The 15747-nt window shown below is 70.9% G+C and carries 16 protein-coding genes; 10 read left to right on the forward strand and 6 right to left on the reverse strand.

The genetic code is table 11. The features are described 5' to 3' along the window. Positions 1-33: 33 nt before the first annotated feature. Positions 34-573: a hypothetical protein gene (locus ACQEV1_RS10550; RefSeq protein WP_433393358.1), complete on the reverse strand. Its 540-nt coding sequence runs from the start codon at positions 571-573 to the stop codon at positions 34-36. Positions 574-681: 108 nt separating this feature from the next. On the opposite strand from ACQEV1_RS10550, the gene ACQEV1_RS10555 reads away from it, so the two are divergent. Beyond that, positions 682-2796 (forward strand): protein kinase domain-containing protein, encoded by a 2115-nt coding sequence (locus tag ACQEV1_RS10555; protein ID WP_433393360.1) that lies wholly within the window; start codon positions 682-684, stop codon positions 2794-2796. 16 nt (positions 2797-2812) lie between these two features. Here the strand turns inward: ACQEV1_RS10555 and ACQEV1_RS10560 are convergent, their stop codons facing one another. Next, a complete protein-coding gene (locus ACQEV1_RS10560; RefSeq protein WP_285620401.1) occupies positions 2813-3076 on the reverse strand; it encodes a DUF2530 domain-containing protein in 264 nt (87 codons plus the stop codon). 221 nt (positions 3077-3297) lie between these two features. Here ACQEV1_RS10560 and ACQEV1_RS10565 point away from each other — a divergent pair, with 221 nt between their 5' ends. Further along, entirely contained in the window at positions 3298-4692 is a 1395-nt protein-coding gene (locus tag ACQEV1_RS10565; RefSeq protein ID WP_285621996.1) for an NCS2 family permease, read from the forward strand. Positions 4693-4703: 11 nt separating this feature from the next. Here ACQEV1_RS10565 and ACQEV1_RS10570 read toward each other — a convergent pair whose 3' ends face one another. Continuing rightward, positions 4704-5753, reverse strand: a complete 1050-nt coding sequence (locus ACQEV1_RS10570) for a zinc-binding alcohol dehydrogenase family protein (RefSeq protein WP_433393362.1) — start codon at positions 5751-5753, stop codon at positions 4704-4706. Between the two features lie 114 nt (positions 5754-5867). Here ACQEV1_RS10570 and ACQEV1_RS10575 point away from each other — a divergent pair, with 114 nt between their 5' ends. The 4 genes from ACQEV1_RS10575 (at position 5868) to thpR (ending at position 8975) form a co-directional block, all read left to right on the forward strand. Further along, on the forward strand, positions 5868-6461 hold the full coding sequence (locus ACQEV1_RS10575) for a TetR/AcrR family transcriptional regulator (protein WP_433393364.1): 594 nt from the start codon (positions 5868-5870) through the stop codon (positions 6459-6461). A gap of 224 nt (positions 6462-6685) precedes the next feature. Beyond that, positions 6686-7126, forward strand: coding sequence for a MarR family winged helix-turn-helix transcriptional regulator (locus ACQEV1_RS10580; RefSeq protein ID WP_285620395.1), 441 nt, complete (start codon positions 6686-6688; stop codon positions 7124-7126). Beyond that, a complete protein-coding gene (locus ACQEV1_RS10585; protein ID WP_285568928.1) occupies positions 7123-8367 on the forward strand; it encodes an MFS transporter in 1245 nt (414 codons plus the stop codon). The genes ACQEV1_RS10580 and ACQEV1_RS10585 overlap by 4 nt, the downstream gene beginning before the upstream one ends. A 53-nt stretch (positions 8368-8420) precedes the next feature. Further along, positions 8421-8975 (forward strand): RNA 2',3'-cyclic phosphodiesterase, encoded by a 555-nt coding sequence (gene thpR / locus ACQEV1_RS10590; protein ID WP_285620391.1) that lies wholly within the window; start codon positions 8421-8423, stop codon positions 8973-8975. On the opposite strand, the gene ACQEV1_RS10595 is transcribed toward thpR, so the two are convergent. Then, positions 8950-9783, reverse strand: coding sequence for a phosphoribosylaminoimidazolesuccinocarboxamide synthase (locus tag ACQEV1_RS10595; RefSeq protein WP_285568489.1), 834 nt, complete (start codon positions 9781-9783; stop codon positions 8950-8952). The genes thpR and ACQEV1_RS10595 overlap by 26 nt on opposite strands. Before the next feature lie 26 nt (positions 9784-9809). On the opposite strand from ACQEV1_RS10595, the gene ACQEV1_RS10600 reads away from it, so the two are divergent. Then, positions 9810-10136, forward strand: a complete 327-nt coding sequence (locus ACQEV1_RS10600; RefSeq protein WP_433405873.1) for an alpha/beta hydrolase — start codon at positions 9810-9812, stop codon at positions 10134-10136. Between the two features lie 10 nt (positions 10137-10146). After that, the gene (locus ACQEV1_RS10605; protein ID WP_433393367.1) at positions 10147-10725 is read left to right on the forward strand and encodes a GNAT family N-acetyltransferase; all 579 of its coding nucleotides are present in this window, start codon (positions 10147-10149) and stop codon (positions 10723-10725) included. Here ACQEV1_RS10605 and recD2 read toward each other — a convergent pair. Next, positions 10697-12928 carry an SF1B family DNA helicase RecD2 gene (gene recD2, locus ACQEV1_RS10610; RefSeq protein WP_433405875.1) on the reverse strand — a complete coding sequence of 744 codons (2232 nt, stop codon included), beginning with the start codon at positions 12926-12928 and terminating at the stop codon, positions 10697-10699. The two genes, ACQEV1_RS10605 and recD2, sit on opposite strands and share 29 nt — an antisense overlap. A gap of 118 nt (positions 12929-13046) precedes the next feature. On the opposite strand from recD2, the gene ACQEV1_RS10615 reads away from it, so the two are divergent. Continuing rightward, the gene (locus ACQEV1_RS10615; protein ID WP_433393369.1) at positions 13047-13622 is read left to right on the forward strand and encodes a Uma2 family endonuclease; all 576 of its coding nucleotides are present in this window, start codon (positions 13047-13049) and stop codon (positions 13620-13622) included. Positions 13623-13644: 22 nt separating this feature from the next. Here the strand turns inward: ACQEV1_RS10615 and ACQEV1_RS10620 are convergent, their stop codons facing one another. Further along, the gene (locus ACQEV1_RS10620) at positions 13645-14511 is read right to left on the reverse strand and encodes a class II glutamine amidotransferase (protein ID WP_433393371.1); all 867 of its coding nucleotides are present in this window, start codon (positions 14509-14511) and stop codon (positions 13645-13647) included. A gap of 236 nt (positions 14512-14747) precedes the next feature. Between ACQEV1_RS10620 and ACQEV1_RS10625 the strand changes: the two genes are divergently transcribed. After that, positions 14748-15734 (forward strand): hypothetical protein, encoded by a 987-nt coding sequence (locus ACQEV1_RS10625; RefSeq protein ID WP_433393373.1) that lies wholly within the window; start codon positions 14748-14750, stop codon positions 15732-15734. The last annotated feature ends 13 nt before the right edge of the window (positions 15735-15747 follow it).

Raw genomic sequence — 15747 nt, forward strand, 5'->3', positions numbered from 1 at the left:
CGGCGGGACGGCCGCGGCCGTGGTACGGCGACCTCACGAGTCGGCGGACGCCTCCAGTGTCGGCAGCCGGTGCTCGTACACCGGCTTGCCCAGCCGCTTGACCGCCAGGACCTCTGCGCGAGTCTGTTCCCCGCCTCCGATACGGATGAGCACGTCGATGCCGTGCACGAACGTGTCGCTCTCGTCTCCCCAGTTGTCGCCGACGATGCGGATCCTGTCGACGGTGGACCACGGGAAGTCGATGGCCTGCCCGCTGGCCACCCCCTCGGCGAGCCAGTGCTCCCCGGCCTCTTCATAAGCGATCTTGGGGATGCCCAATTTCGTCAGCCCGGACACCACCGTCAGATCCTGGTCCGGGTAATCCTTCCTGACGGCTGCGTAGGCCTTTCTCAGGAGCTCTCGTGCCGCATCCTCGTCGAACCGCTGGCCGCTGTAGCCGACGACCCCCACGCGGATGCGCGGCTTGTCACCGCGTTCGAGGATCCTCAATGACGCCTCGGGCGATCTGAAGAGTTGTCGCGTGCAGTCGAGCACTCCCAGGCTGCCTTTGACGAACTGTTGCCCGATCGCCATTCCCGCTCCTCATGGATCTCGTCGCGCCGCTGATCCGGACAGCCGTAGATTCCCACATGACGCGGATAATCGACCCAAGGCACCGAGATGAGCGAGAGGTTCGCGCCGATGAGCGATGAACTGCGCGAGTCCGATCCACGGCGCATCGCCGGGTACGTCGTCAAGGCACGGCTGGGCGCCGGTGGGATGGGCGTGGTCTACCTCGCGCAGGACGGCGCCGGAAATCCCGTCGCCGTGAAGGTGATCCGGCCGGAGCTGCTCGAACGGGGCAAGGACGCGGACCTGAGCCGGTTCCGCCGGGAGATCGCCGCCTTACGCCGCCTCGACCGGTTCTGCACCGCCCGGCTGATCGGCGCCGATCCCGAGGCGGAACCGCCGTATCTGGTCACCGAGTTCGTCTCCGGGCCCACGCTGAAGGAGGCGGTGCACCGGGACGGTCCGCTGCGAGGGTCTGACCTGGAGACCGTGGCGATCGGCATCGCGGCCGCCCTCCGCCACATTCACGCGGCGGGGATCACCCATCGGGATCTGAAGCCCGGAAACGTTCTGCTCAGCCCGTACGGGCCGCGGGTCATCGACTTCGGACTGGCCCTGCACGACGAGATCACCCAGCGTGTGACGTCGGAGTTCGCCGTGGGGACGCCCGGTTACATGGCGCCCGAGCAGCTGCGCGCGGGTGAGGTCGGCGCACCGGCCGACGTGTTCGCCTGGGGCGCCGTGACGGCCTTCGCGGCGACCGGCCGGCCGCCCTTCGGCACCGGCGGCCCCCAGGCGGTGGGATTCCGCGTCCTCGGCGGAGAGGCCGACCTCGACGGGCTGGAGGGCGCCCTCCGGGCGGTGGTGACCTCCGCGCTCGCCAAGGAGCCGGCCCGGCGGCCGACGTCGGGCGAGCTCCTGGAGAGGCTGCGTCACCTGGCGATGGCGCCCACGGTCCTCGCCACGGCCACGGACGCCCCGGCGAGGCCGTCGGTCTTCAGCGAGCCCTCCGACGCCGACGGGTGGGCGGAACTGGCCAGGCGGAACCTGGACGAGGGCAAGGCGGAGCTGGCGCTGTACCAGGCCGACAAGGGCATCGGTCTCGAATCCCACCACGCCGCCAGTCATCATCAGCGTGGCCGCGCCCTCCACGGCCTCGGTCGGGAGAGCGAGGCCAGGCGCGCACTGCGGCTGGCACACGAGATGGACTCCGCCGACGACGAGATCAGCCGCTCGTACGCCCGCGTGCTTCTGGAGCAGGGCGACGAGGGAGTGCGCAAGGCGTTCGAACTGGCGCCCGAGGACGACGAGGTCCGCAGGCGTTATGCCGAGTCGCTGCTGGAATGGGCGCAGGCGGACGGCCGGACCGGAGCCCTCGGCGGCGATCACGATCGCGGAAGCCGGGAGAGACTGGACGCCCTGCGCCAGGCGTACCGCCTGCTGCCCGGAGACGAGGAGGCCCGCCGGCGCTGCCTCGACGCTCTGCTGGAGAGCGATGAGGGCGTCACCACGGCGTTCGAGATCGCCCCGGACGATCCTCGGGTCAAGGCGGCGTACGTGAAGATGCTGGTCGTCTACCGCGTGGAGTACGCCGAGGCCTACGCGATCGCTCCACACGACGGCACCGTCGCCGACCGCTACATCCGGTTGTTGCTGGCGGGCGAGGACCGCCAGGAGATCCTGGACCGGATCATCTCGATGTGGGCTGAGGCGACGCCCGCCACGAAGGCGGCGGTCTGGGAGCAGATCCCCGACTGGGTCGAGCGGCAGTGGTATCACTACTACCCCTCCGCGAGCGAGGCGCTGAAGCAGGAGGAGTGCGTTGGCCGGCTGCTCGCGCTCAGGCCGCCTGAGGAGGTCGCGCGCAGGCTGTGGCACATCGGCCACACGGCGTTCTGGGGGCGGGACGTCTACCGGATGGCCTTCGCCTGGGGCGCGATCGTGCCGGTGTGGGCCGGCCTGAGTCTGCTGGAGATCTTCGTTCGGCACGTCAGCTGGCCGTGGGACCTGCTGGTCATCGTGGTCCTCGGGCTGATGGCGCTCGTCGCGGCGGGCGTCGTGTACGTCCACCCGGGGCCGGTCGAGCGGCGTCGCCGGACGGCGTTCGCGGGCGCGGGCCGGCCGTACGAGCGAAGTCCCTACCGCGCGCGCTTTCCGCGCGGCTATGTGCCGGGGCCCGATCTCGGCGGAGCCGCGGACTACGCCGAGGTGATCGAGCCGTTCGTGGCGAGCCGCCGCCGGTACTGAGGCGCTTCGAACCCCGTTACTCGGGCGGGGAGTCCGCGGCGCGCTTGGCGGCGTGGCGTTCGGCGGCCGCGGCGCGACGGCGCTGCAGGTGCGGGATGTACCAGCAGCCGAACACGCCCATCAGGAAGCCGACGAGGCAGACCCAGCGCCACCAGTGATGGTCCGGGGCCAGCGGGACGATCAGCAGGACCACGAACGCCACCGCGAAGGCCACCGCCCCGACGGCGGAGACGAGGACGTCGTTGGTCTCCATGGGGGGCGGTTCGGGTTGCCGCGTCATGGGATCAAGCGTATCGGCAGCCCGATCGCGGGGGCAGAGCCGCAGATCACGTCGCGAAAGTCTTCCGTCCGCATTGTCTGGTCTGTCACTCTGCGTACGTCATTTTTACGACTCGGGGCCCCTGGGCGAGGAGAGGTAAGGACGTGACGACGACGACAGTGGCCGCCGAGCCGCGGAACGGCCTGGATCGATACTTCAAGATCACCGAACGCGGCTCCACGATGGGCCGCGAGATCCGCGGTGGGCTGGCGACGTTCTTCACGATGGCCTACATCGTGGTGCTGAACCCGCTGATCATCGGCACCGTGCCGGACAAGACCGGCGCGGTCCTCGGCATCCCCAAGGTCGCGGCCGCCACCGCGCTGGTGGCCGGGGTGATGACGATCATCATGGGGGTGGCGGGGCGGTTCCCGCTGGCGATCGCGACCGGGCTCGGCCTGAACGCCTTCGTCGCCGCGACGCTCGCCCCGGCGATGACCTGGCCCGAGGCGATGGGCCTGGTGGTGATCGAGGGCATCGTCATCGCCGTCCTCGTGCTCACCGGGTTCCGAACTGCGATCTTCCGTGCGGTGCCGGAGGGGCTGAAGGCGGCCATCGGCGTGGGCATCGGGCTGTTCATCGCGCTGATCGGCTTCGTGGACGGCGGCTTCGTCCGCCGCGTGCCGAACGAGGCGGGCACGACGGTCCCGGTGCAGCTCGGCATCTCGAACAACCTGCAGAGCTGGCCGGCGCTGGTGTTCGTGCTCGGCCTGCTCGTCACCGCGGTGCTCGTCGCCCGGCGGGTCAAGGGCGCCATCCTCATCGGCATCGTCGGCACGACCATCCTGGCGATCATCGTCGAGGCCCTGTCCCACGCCGGCCCGACGGTCGTGAAGCCGGGGGTGGTCAACCCCAAGGGCTGGAGCCTGAACGTCCCGAAGCTGCCCGGCATCCACCACATCGCGGGTACGCCGGACCTGTCGCTCATCGGACACTTCACCCTGTACGGATCGTTCGCCCGCGTCGGGGTGCTGGCCGCGGTGCTGTTCGCGTTCACCCTGGTCCTGGCCGACTTCTTCGACGCCATGGGCACGGTCGTCGGCATCGGCAGCGAGGCCGGACTGCTGGACGAGCGCGGCGCGCCGCCGAACATCGGCACCATCCTGTTCGTGGACGGAATCGCGGCCGCGGCGGGCGGCGCCGGGTCGGTGTCGTCGGCGACGGGGTACGTGGAGTCGGCGGCGGGTGTCGGCGAGGGCGCCCGTACGGGCCTGGCGAACGTGGTCACCGGGGTGCTGTTCCTGGTGGCGATGTTCCTGGCCCCGATCGTGCAGATCGTGCCGTTCGAGGCGGCGACCCCGGCGCTGGTCGTGGTCGGCTTCCTGATGATGAGCCAGATCCGGCGGATCGACTTCTCCGACTACGAGATCGCCATCCCGGCCTTCCTGACCATGGTCATCATGCCGTTCACGTACTCCATCACGAACGGAATGGGCGCCGGCTTCATCTCGTACGTCGTCATCAAGACCGTCCGCGGGCGCGCCCGCGAGGTGCACCCGCTGCTGTGGCTGGTGGCGGTCCTGTTCGTGGCCTACTACGCCATCGTCCCGATCAAGGTGATCCTCGGCGTGGACTGAGGCGGGCGGGTTCAGACGGTGACGACGAGCTTCCGCGCGGAGACGCCGTCTCGGAGCTGCCGCAGCGCGTCGGGGATGCGGGCGAGCCCGGCGCCGACGACGGTCGCCTCCGGCGCGGATCGGTACGCGCCGGAGGCGAGCGCGGCCGGGAGGAAGTCGACGTAGATCGCCGGCCCGACCTCGTTGTCCTTCAGGGTGCCGCCCCAGATCCCGCTCACCCGTACCCCGCGTCGCCGTGCCCGCGGGCCCCGCAGGCGCGTGACGGACTCGGGCTGCGCCGACGCGACGCGCTTGCCGCCGTTGGTCTGGGAGGCGATCGCGACCGCCGGCACGAGCGATCCGGATCCGATCGCGAGCGTGCCGGCGAGCGGGCTGTCGCCGATCCGGTCCACGATCTCCCGGACGGCGTCGCGGCTACGGCGGTCGACCACCTCGGCCGCGCCCAGCGACCGGAGGTAGTCGAAGTTGCGCGGTGACGCCGTCGCCACGACCCGGTAGCCGGCGTTGCGGGCGAGCTGGATCGCGTTGCTCCCGACGCTCGTCGAACCGCCCCACACGAGCACCGTCTCCGGCCGGTCGGCGGGGTCGGGGCCGGGCATCGCCAGCCCGAGGTGGTCCTGCTGGAACATGCCGGTCGCCGCGGTCGAGAGCGTCAGCGGCAGCACGGCCGCCTGCTCGAAGGACAGCGAGCCGGGGATGGGGGAGACCATGTGCTGCATGAGCACGACGTAGTGCTGGAAGGCGCCCTCCGCCGCGCGGTTCCGTGACTTCTCCATGCCGACCGCGTGCCCGAGGACGCGGTCGCCCGGCCGTAGCCGCGTCACGCCGGGCCCGACCTCGACGACCTCGCCGGCGACGTCCGAGCCCACGATGGCCGGGAAGGTCAGCCAGGGCACGACCACGCGGTACAGGAACCCCGGTATGCCGTCGATGGGGTTCACGGCGATCGCCCGCGCCCGGACGACGACCTCGTTCGCCGCCGGGGGCGTGTAGGGGGCGGGCCCGACCTCGAAGGGCGCGCCTCGTTTCCGCAGCCAGAGTGCGGTGTTCTGCTCGGTCATCTCCGGGCCTCTTTCCGTTGGGCGGGGTCGCGTCGCCGGATGACACGAGCCGCATCCGCAGACTAGGCACTGTCTAGAAACTAGTCAATGTCTACTTTCGGGTACCGTGGTCCTGTGTCCGATCGGCCTTTCCATCACGGCAACCTCCGTGCCGTGCTGCTCGACCAGGCGGAGACGGTGCTCCGGGAGCGGGGGATCGACGCGCTGTCCCTGCGCGAGCTGGCGCGGGAGGCGGGCGTGAGTCACGGCGCCCCGCGGAGTCATTTCATCGATCGGAACGCGCTGCTCGACGCCTTGGCGGAGCGTGGCTTCGTCCGGCTCGCCGACGAGATCCGCGATGCGGTGTCACGCGCGCCCGGCGACCACGCGCGCGTCCTTCGCGCGGCGGGCTCGGCGTACCTGAGGTTCGCCGTGCGGGAACCGGCGCTGCTCGATCTCATGTTCGCGACGAAGGTGGACGGCCCCTCGGAGGCGGTCCGAAGTGCCGCGGAGCGCCTGTTCGACACCATGACCGGCATCATGGGCGTGGGCGTCGAGGCGGGCGCGTACGACGCGGGCGACGTCGGCCGGCTGACGCTGCTGCTGTCCGCGACCGTCCAGGGCATCTCGGCGCTCGTCACGTCCCGCCGGATCCCGACGCCCCAGGGCGAGGCGCTCGTCGACGACGCGATCACGATCTTCCTCGCGGGAGTGTCAGCCGTCCGGTAGCGACGCCGGGCGGGAGTACTAACCGGGAGCTATCCGACATACCCTTTGATCCACGGGGACGGGGCGGCGGAGGCGCCGCCCCGTCCCCGTCTCAGACCAGGTCGGGAGAGCGCGCCGTCGTCCCCCCGTGGAAGAAGGAGAGGGCCGAAGTCCTTCGTCTCGCTAACGAACTGGCGGAATAGACAATCGTCATATATCGTTAGCAAGAGTAATGACTTCAGCTAATGAACATGCAAACGTCACAGACCAGAAGCCGTGCGGGCCTGGCGGCGGCCCTGCGCGTCTCGATCTCACGACTCTCACGCCGCATGCGCGCCGAGGGCGGTCACTCCTTGAGCGCCACGCAGATCGGGGCGCTCGGCGCGGTGGCCCGGCACGACGCCCTCACCCCTGGCGAGCTCGCCGCGCACGAAAAGGTGCAGCCGCCCTCGATGACCCGGACGATCGCGCGCCTGGAGGCGGACGGCCTGCTGACGCGCAGTCCGCATCCCACCGACCGGCGGCAGGTGGTGCTCAGGCTGACCGCGGCGGGCGACAAGCTCCTGAAGGAGGAGCGCCGGCGCAAGGAGGCGTGGCTGGCGCAGCGGCTCGCGGAGCTGACGCCGGAGGAGCAGTCCATCCTGCGTCAGGCGGCGCCGATCCTGGAGAGACTCAGTCACGGCTGAGCCTTTTCCGCTCGCTCCGCAACCGCAACTACCGGCTGTTCTCGGCCGGGCAGGTCGTCTCCAACACGGGCACCTGGATGCAGCGCGTGGCGCAGGACTGGCTGGTCCTGAACCTCACCCACGGCAGCGGCACGGCGCTCGGCATCACGACCGGCCTGCAGTTCCTGCCGCTGCTGCTGTTCGGCCTGTACGGCGGCGTGATCGCCGACCGGTTCCCCAAGCGCCGGGTCCTCATGATCACCCAGGTGGCGATGGGGGCGCTCGCGCTGATCCTGGGCGTCCTCGCGCTCACCGGCAGCGCGCAGGTGTGGCACGTGTACGCGCTCGCGTTCGGACTGGGCGTGCTGACCGTGGTGGACAACCCCACGCGCCAGACGTTCGCGGTCGAGATGGTGGGGCCGGAGGACCTGTCCAACGCCATCGCCCTCAACAGCGCGATCTTCAACGTGGCCCGCATCCTCGGCCCGGCCATCGCCGGCGTGCTGATCGCCGCGATCGGCACCGGCCCGGTCTTCATCGTGAACGCCGCCTCGTTCCTGGCCGTGCTGGTCGGGCTCTACCTGATGCGTGACGAGGAGCTGTACATCCGGCCGCGCGTGCCGCGGGCCAAGGGCCAGCTCCGCGAGGGCCTGCGCTACGTCCGTGACCGCCGCGACCTGGTCATGCTGCTGATCGTCCTGTTCTTCGTCGCCGCGTTCGGCATGAACTTCCAGATAACGACCGCGCTGATGAGCCGGGAGGTCTTCCACAGCGGCGCCGGCTCGTTCGGTTTCGCCTCGACCATGCTCGCGGTCGGCGCCGTGTCCGGCTCGCTGCTGTCCGCCCGCCGCAAGCAGCCCCGCATGCGCCTGATGCTCATCGCCGCCGCCGCGTTCGGCGTGCTGGAGATCGTGAGCGGCGCGATGCCGACGTACGGCCTGTTCCTCGTGGCGCTCGTCCCGACCGGCCTCGCGCTGCTGACCTTCAACACGACCGCGAACGCCGTCGTGCAGCTCAGCGTGCCGTCCTGGATGCGCGGGCGCGTGATGGGCCTCTACATGCTGGTCTTCGCCGGCAGCTCACCGATCGGCGCGCCGCTCCTCGGCTGGCTCGCCGAGGTCTTCGGGCCGCGTTCGGGCCTGATCATCGGCGGCATCGTCTCCCTGGCCGCCGTGACCATCGTCGTCGCGATCATGGCTCCGCGGCCGGCGCTGAACGCGCTACGGCCCCGTATGGCCGAGGGGCTCGGCGAGGGGAAGTGAGAGGCGGAGCCGCACGCCGAGGGCTCCCGTCCGGTCTCTGAGACCCTGGTGGGGTGAGACTCTTCGTCGCGCTCATCCCGCCGAAGCACGTGCTGGACGAGATCGCGGAGGCCTTCGCGCCGTACCGTGACTGGCCGCACCTGCGGTGGACCGGCCGGGACACCTGGCACGTGACGCTGGCCTTCTACGGCGAGGTCGACGAGCCGACCGCCGCGCGCCTGCGCCCCCGCCTCGAACGCGCCGCCGCGCGACACCCCCGGCGGGAGCTGGCGTTCGCGGGCGCGGGGGCGTTCCCCCGTGCACGGTCGGCGCACACGCTGTGGACCGGCATCGAGACCGACCTGCAGCGCCTGGCGGACTCCTGCCGGGCCGCCGGCCGCCGCGAGGGCATCGACACCGGCCGCGCGCTCCGCTTCCACCCGCACCTCACCGTCGCCCGTACGCGGGCGCCACGCGACCTCAGGCCGCTCGTGGAGGAGCTCGCGGCGTACGAGGGGACGCCGTGGACGGCCGGCGAGATCCACCTCGTCCAGAGTCACCTCGGCGCCGAGGTGCGGTACGAGACGCTGGACCGCTGGCCGCTCAGAGACGCCACGGCGAGCCGGTGATCCGCTCGTAGACCTCCGCGTAGCGCGCCCGGGTGGCCGCCACGACGTCGTCGGGGATCTCCGGACCCGGAGGCGTACGGTCCCAGCCGGTCACCGACGAGGACCAGTCGCGGACGAACTGCTTGTCGAGCGAGTGCTGCGCACGGCCCGGCTCCCACGAGTCGGCCGGCCAGAACCGCGAGGAGTCCGGCGTCAGCACCTCGTCGGCGAGCACGATCGTGCCGTCCGGGGCGCGCCCGAACTCCAGCTTGGTGTCGGCGATGATGACGCCGCGCTCACGGGCGAGGTCCGCGCCGCGCCGGTAGACCTCCAGCGTGAGGTCGCGCAGCCGCTCGGCGGTCTCGGCGCCGATCTCCCGGACCACGTCGTCGAACGTGATGAACTCGTCGTGCCCGGTCGTCGCCTTCGTGGTCGGGGTGAAGACCGGTTCGGGCAGCCGCGACGCCTCGACCAGACCCGGCGGCAGCGGCACCCCCGACACGGTGCCCTGCTTCTCGTACTCCTTCAGGCCCAGCCCCGCCAGGTAGCCGCGGGCGATGAACTCGACCGGGAACATCTCCAGCCGCCGGCACCGGATCGCCCGCCCGGCCCACTCCGCCGGCACGTCCTCGGAGATCACGTGGTTCGGCACGACGTCGCCGAGCCGGTCGAACCACCACAGCGACAGCTGCGTCAGGATCGCGCCCTTACCCGGGATCGGGGTCGGCAGGACGACGTCGTAGACGCTCACCCGATCCGACGCGACCAGGATCAGGTCGTCGCCATCGGCGTAGACGTCCCGGACCTTGCCGGAATGCACCAGCTCCATGTACTCCTCCACCTTGCCGAACCCGTATCCGCAACGTACCCGGCGCGCCCTCCGCCCGTGCCCGCGACCCCCGTACCTCGTGCCGTCCTCGCCGCCCGACGCGGGTCACCTCGCGCGGACCGTCGAACGTCCTGCTCGTGCGAAACCTGCGCGATCCGGCCACTCCCTACAGCGGCGCGCTGAACCTGCGCCGCGCCTTCGGGAACCGCGCTCGCATGGTCACCGTGGACCCCGGCGGACACGACGCGTACCTGGCCAACGGCAACCCCTGCGGCGACCGCCTGGTGACCGCCTTTGTGGCCGAGGGGCGACGTGCCGCCCATGACACCCTCCGCCCGGCGGAGAGCCGGTGATAATCGACAGATGTCGATCTTCCTGGAGACCGAGCGGCTGGCGCTGCGGCGCTTCACCGAGGCCGACGAGGACGACCTGGTCGAGCTCGACGGCGACCCCGAGGTCATGCGCTTCATCAACGGAGGCGAGCCGACGCCCCGGGAGGAGGTGCGGAGCCGGATACTGCCGGTGGTCTTCGACTTCTACGAGCGGTTCGACGGGTTCGGCTACTGGGCGGCGGACGAGAGGTCCACCGGACGGTTTCTGGGCTGGTTCCACTTCCGCCCCGCGAAGAACGGACCGGACGGCGAGATCGAGCTCGGCTACCGGCTGCGCAGGCCGGCCTGGGGCCGGGGCTACGCGACCGAAGGGTCGCGGGCCCTGGTCCACAAGGGGTTCACCGAGCTCGGGGTGGAGCGCGTGGTGGCGGAGACGATGGCGGTCAACCTCGGTTCCCGGCGCGTGATGGAGAAGTTCGGCCTGATCCTCACGCGTACGTTCCACCGCGACGGGCTGGAGGCGGTCGACGGCTTCGAACGCGGAGTGGTCGAGTACGCGCTGACCCGAGCCGAATGGGCCGCTAGCGCGCGACCTCCAGGCGGTGGGTGAGGGACGTGTGGCGGCGGCCGGCGCCGGCGGTGCGTACGGCCGCCGCCAGGGCGCGGCGTGAGCCGGCCAGTACGACCAGCTTCTTCGCCCGGGTCACCGCGGTGTAGAGCAGGTTCCGCTGGAGCATCATCCACGAGCTGGTCGTCAGCGGGATGACCACGGCCGGGTACTCGCTGCCCTGCGAGCGGTGGATCGTCACGGCGTACGCGTGGGCGAGCTCGTCCAGTTCGGCGAAGTCGTACGGGACGCTCTCGTCCTCGTCGGTGCGCACGGTCAGCGTCTGCTCCTCCAGCGACAGGGCGGTCACCACGCCGACCGTGCCGTTGAACACCCCGGCGGCGCCCTTGTCGTAGTTGTTCCGTAGCTGGGTGACCTTGTCGCCGACGCGGAACACCCGGCCGCCGTAGCGGCGTTCCGGCCGGTCGTCGCGGTGCGGCGTGAGCGCCTCCTGCAACAGCGCGTTGAGGTTGCCCGCGCCGGCCGGCCCGCGGTGCATCGGGGCGAGCACCTGCACGTCACGCCGCGCGTCGAGGCCGAACCTGCGCGGAATGCGGCGGGCCACGATGTCCACCGTCAGCTCCGCCGTCGGCTCGGTCTCCTCGCACGGGAACAGGTAGAAGTCGGGGAACCCGCGCACGTGAGGCGCCTGCCCGGCGTTGATGCGGTGCGCGTTGACCACGATCCCGGACTCCTGCGCCTGCCGGAAGATCTTGGTGAGCCGGACACGGGGCACCGCGTCGGCGGCGAGCAGGTCGCGCAGCACCTCGCCCGCGCCGACCGACGGCAGCTGGTCGACGTCGCCCACCAGCAACAGGTGCGCGCCACGCGGCACGGCTTTGACCAGCTTGTTCGCCAGGATGACGTCCACCATCGAGGTCTCGTCCACCACGACCAGGTCGGCGTCGAGCGGGTTGTCGCGGTCGAACTCCGGCTCACCGCCCGGCTGGAGCTTGAGCAGCCGGTGCACGGTCGCGGCCTCGTGGCCGGTCAGCTCGGCGAGCCGCTTGGCCGCCCGCCCCGTCGGCGCGACCAGCAGCACCTTGGCCTTCCGCGCCGCCGCCAGCTCCACCACGGACCGTACGGTGAAGCTCTTGCCACAGCCCGGCCCGCCGGTGAGCACGGCGACCCGTGAGGTCAGCGCCAGGCGCACCGCCTCCTCCTGCTCGGGCGCGAGGTCGGTGCCCGTACGGCGGCGGAGCCAGGTGAGCGCCCGGTCCCAGTCGACCTCCTGGAACGCGGGAAGACGGTCCTCCTTGGTGTGCAGCAGGTCCAGCAGGCCGCCGGCGAGGGAGCGTTCGGCGCGGTGGAACGGCGGCAGGTAGACGGCGGGCACCTCGCCGTCGCCCACCGGCACCCGCTCCCGTACGACCTCCTCCGCGGCGACGGCGTCATCCACGCAGGGCGGGACGAGCTCACGCGGGACCTCAAGGATCTTCACGGCCTCCGTGACGAGGTTCGGCTCGGGCAGGTAGCAGTGCCCGTTGTCGGCGGCCTGCGAGAGCGTGTACCGCAGGCCGGCCTTGATCCGCTCGGGCCCGTCGTGCGGCATGCCCAGGGCGCGGGCGATGGTGTCGGCGGTGCGGAACCCGATGCCCCACACGTCGGCGGCCAGCCGGTACGGGTCCTTGCGCACCACCTCGATGGACTGGTCGCCGTACTTCTTGTAGATGCGCACGGCGAGCGAGGTGGACACGTCATGGCCCTGCAGGAAGACCATGACCTCCTTGATCGCCTTCTGCTCCTCCCAGGCCTCGCCGATCCGCTTCGAGCGCTTGGGGCCCAGCCCGTGAACCTCGACCAGGCGCGCGGGCTCCTCCTCGATGACGCGCAGGATGTCGGTGCCGAAGTGCTCGACCATCCGGTCGGCCATGACCGGCCCGATGCCCTTGATGAGACCGGACCCGAGGTAGCGGCGGATGCCCTGGACGGTCGCGGGCAGGACGGTCGTGTACGAACGGACCTCGAACTGGCGGCCGTACTTGGGGTGCGTGGTCCAGCGCCCGGTCAGCCGCAGGCTCTCCCCGATCTGCGCCCCGAGCAGGGGACCGACCACGGTGAGCAGGTCCGGGCCGGTGCGCTCGGTCGCCACCCGGGCGATCGTGTACCCGGTCTCCTCGTTGGCGTACGTGATCCGCTCGAGCACCGCCTCAAGCTCCCGCAGCCCGGCGGAAGCATCCGGTCGTCCGTCCTTCACACCGGCCATGGTGCCCGAGCCACCGGGCATGGAGGAGATCAGCGTTCGGGATCCGGCAGATCATGCCTGCTAACAGCAGCGATCAGAACTAAGCTGACTTTGCGCGAACAGGAGAGGAGGTCACGCGGTGTTGCCATCGTTCACAGAACGTCACGGACCGTGGACTGTCGATGAGCTCCACCGGTTGCCGGACGACGAACTCAACCGGTATGAGATCGACGATGGTGTCCTGATCGTGAGCCCTCGCCCTTCCTCTCCCCACCAGGCCGCCTTGCTGGAGCTCGCAGTTCTCCTTCGCGGGCCCGCGAGGGCTGCTGGGCTTGAGGTGCTCCCGGAGGTGGAAGTCGTCACCGACCGCCGCGACGACTGGTTGAAAGTCCCTGACATCGCGGTGGTGGCATGGGACGCCTTCGACTCCGAGCCGCAGGAGTACCAGGCGGCCGACGTGGCGCTGGTCGCCGAGATCAGCGGTAGCAGACAGAGCCGCAACCGGGACTTCGGGGAAAAGCTCGACGCGTACGCCGAAGCCGGGATCGAGCACTACTGGGTTCTCGAACTGGTGCCCGTCCCCAAGCTGACCGTGTTCGAGTTGGTCGACGGCACGTACAAGCAGATCGCCGCGTCGGGCGAACTCATCAAGCTCGGCCGGCCGTTTCCCGTCGAGATCGACCCCGGGCGACTGACGAGGCCGCGCCGCGACTGATCGCGTCGTCGCACTCCGTCGATCAGGCGACGCAGGTCTCGGCGATCCGGTGGCGGCGTTGGGCGAGGGCGTGCTCGCGGTCGGTGGTGGTGAAGTCCTGCCACACCCGGTCCGGCATCATCGGATCGCCCGGGCGGGCCGTGGGGACGAACTCCGCGCTGCTCACCTCGTCGCCCTCCACCGTCAGGTGCGTGCCCTCGCGCAGCAGGACGGCCGACCGGAAGCGTACCGACGTGTCCCGCTCGACCCTGCGGAACCAGTCCGGGTTCGAGGCCCAGTAGAGGTTGCCCTCGGCGTCCACGGCCACGCACAGCGGGCTCAGCGCGCCCCGCGCCAGGTGGAGGCGGCCCGGCCGCGTCCGGTCCACCCACGCCAGCGCCGCGCGGCCGTGCAGGGCGCTCAGAACGTTCTCGGGGCGGTGTCCGGCGGCCAGCGCCTGGAAGATCACTTCGCTGTCGGCGTCACCGGCCGCCGGTGGCGTGGCGAAGCGGGCGCGCAGCCCGGCCGCGTCCACGTCGCCGCTGTGCGTGCCGGTCAGCGCGCCGACCAGGAGGGGGCCGGTCTCCACGAGCCGGTCCGGCCTGCCCCGGGTGGCCCGGCGTACCTGGCCGAGCGCCACCGGGGCCGCGTCCAGGCCGGCGAGCAGATCGTGCCGCCAGACCCGGAGGAACGTCCCTCGGCCCTTGACCACGCGGCAGCCGCCGTCGGTCACGTCGCCCTGGACGGTCGGCGTCTCGACGTTGATCGTGCCGGGGCGGCCGAACAGCGCCACTCCGGTGGAGTCGGCGCTCCGCTCCCCGGCGAGCATGCCCAGCGCCACGAACGCGTCCGATGCCCGTTCCGGGTGCCTCGCCCCCGGCGAGCGGTAGAGCCCGAAGAGCCCGCACATCGATCTCACCCCTGTCCCCGATGTCCCCCGGTCGCTTTCCGGCTTTGACGCGGGGATCGCACCGGCGGTTCGGTGGATCAGCGGACCGCATAGGCTCATGGCGTGAACCGTGCTCCGCGATGGTTGTTGCCGGCCGTCCTGGCGGTCCTCCTGTCCGCCGTGGTCGTCGGCACGCTTCTCCATTGAGTCGCCCGCGCCAGGCTTCACGCGCCCGTGGAGCGGTGAAGACCCAGAGCATGTCGCCGCGATCCGTGACCAGGGCCCTCGCCGCCCTCATGGCCGTCGCGGCGACCGTGGTCCCCGGCACCGCGCACGCCGACGAGGACGACGAGCCGAAGAAGCTCTGCACGATCAAGGACTCGCGCATCGACGAGTCCAGCGGCCTGGCCGCCAGCCGGCGTCACCCCGGCATCGTCTACACCTTCAACGACTCCGGCGGCCTGCCGCAGGTGTACGCGCTCGGCCCGGACTGCCGCACGCGGGCCACGCTGACGCTCGCCGGCGCGCGGAACCGCGACTGGGAGGCGATGGCGCTCGGGCCGAACGGGATCTACGTCGGCGACATCGGCGACAACCTGGATGGCGCCTGGCCGTACGTCACGGTCTACCGGATCCCCGAGCCGTCGGTGCTGCGCAGCCAGACGCTGCGCGCCACGGCGTACCGGATCAAGTACGCCGACGGCCCGCGCAACGCCGAGACGATGATGATCAACCCGCGTACGGGACGGCTCTACATCGCGAGCAAGGCGTTCAACGACTCGCTGTACGAGGGCCCCAAACGCCTCAGCACGAGCGGTTACAACATCATGCACAAGGTCGCCGACGCGCCGTTCTACGCGACCGACGGCGCGTTCGCCCCCGACGGCCGGACCTTCGTGATCCGCGGCTACTGGGAGGCGGAGATCTACCGCGCGCCGGGCAAGAAGATCGCGGACGTGTCCGTGCCGAGCCAGAAACAGGGCGAGGGCATCACCTTCACCGCCGACGGCCGGTCGCTGTTGCTCAGTTCCGAGGGCGTGAAACAGCCGCTGTGGCAGGTGCCGGTTCCGGCCAATGCGCTGCCGGCGCGAACCACCGGCGCGTCCCCGGCGAACTCATCGGGTAAGGACGGCGCCGCCGGGTCTACCAGGGGTTCGAAGAAGTTCTCGGCGGTGAGTCTGGTGCTGGTCGCCGGAGTGGTCATTCTGATCGCCGGCCTGTTCGCTCGCAGACGAGGGTCATGACGGGATGGGCGCT

It is taken from the genome of Actinoallomurus sp. CA-142502 (genome assembly GCF_050936355.1).
In the GTDB taxonomy this organism is placed as follows: domain Bacteria; phylum Actinomycetota; class Actinomycetes; order Streptosporangiales; family Streptosporangiaceae; genus Actinoallomurus; species Actinoallomurus iriomotensis.

Bases quoted from the DNA above. Each gene is read 5' to 3' on its own strand.
- ACQEV1_RS10580 (WP_285620395.1), top strand. From the start codon at position 6,686: ATGAACATGCAAACGTCACAGACCAGAAGCCGTGCGGGCCTGGCGGCG.
- ACQEV1_RS10595 (WP_285568489.1), bottom strand. From the start codon at position 9,783: ATGGAGCTGGTGCATTCCGGCAAGGTCCGGGACGTCTACGCCGATGGC.
- ACQEV1_RS10570 (WP_433393362.1), bottom strand. From the start codon at position 5,753: ATGACCGAGCAGAACACCGCACTCTGGCTGCGGAAACGAGGCGCGCCC.
- recD2 (WP_433405875.1), bottom strand. From the start codon at position 12,928: ATGGCCGGTGTGAAGGACGGACGACCGGATGCTTCCGCCGGGCTGCGG.
- ACQEV1_RS10555 (WP_433393360.1), top strand. From the start codon at position 682: ATGAGCGATGAACTGCGCGAGTCCGATCCACGGCGCATCGCCGGGTAC.
- ACQEV1_RS10605 (WP_433393367.1), top strand. From the start codon at position 10,147: ATGTCGATCTTCCTGGAGACCGAGCGGCTGGCGCTGCGGCGCTTCACC.
- ACQEV1_RS10620 (WP_433393371.1), bottom strand. From the start codon at position 14,511: ATGTGCGGGCTCTTCGGGCTCTACCGCTCGCCGGGGGCGAGGCACCCG.
- ACQEV1_RS10560 (WP_285620401.1), bottom strand. From the start codon at position 3,076: ATGACGCGGCAACCCGAACCGCCCCCCATGGAGACCAACGACGTCCTC.
- ACQEV1_RS10565 (WP_285621996.1), top strand. From the start codon at position 3,298: ATGGGCCGCGAGATCCGCGGTGGGCTGGCGACGTTCTTCACGATGGCC.
- ACQEV1_RS10550 (WP_433393358.1), bottom strand. From the start codon at position 573: ATGGCGATCGGGCAACAGTTCGTCAAAGGCAGCCTGGGAGTGCTCGAC.
- ACQEV1_RS10625 (WP_433393373.1), top strand. From the start codon at position 14,748: ATGTCGCCGCGATCCGTGACCAGGGCCCTCGCCGCCCTCATGGCCGTC.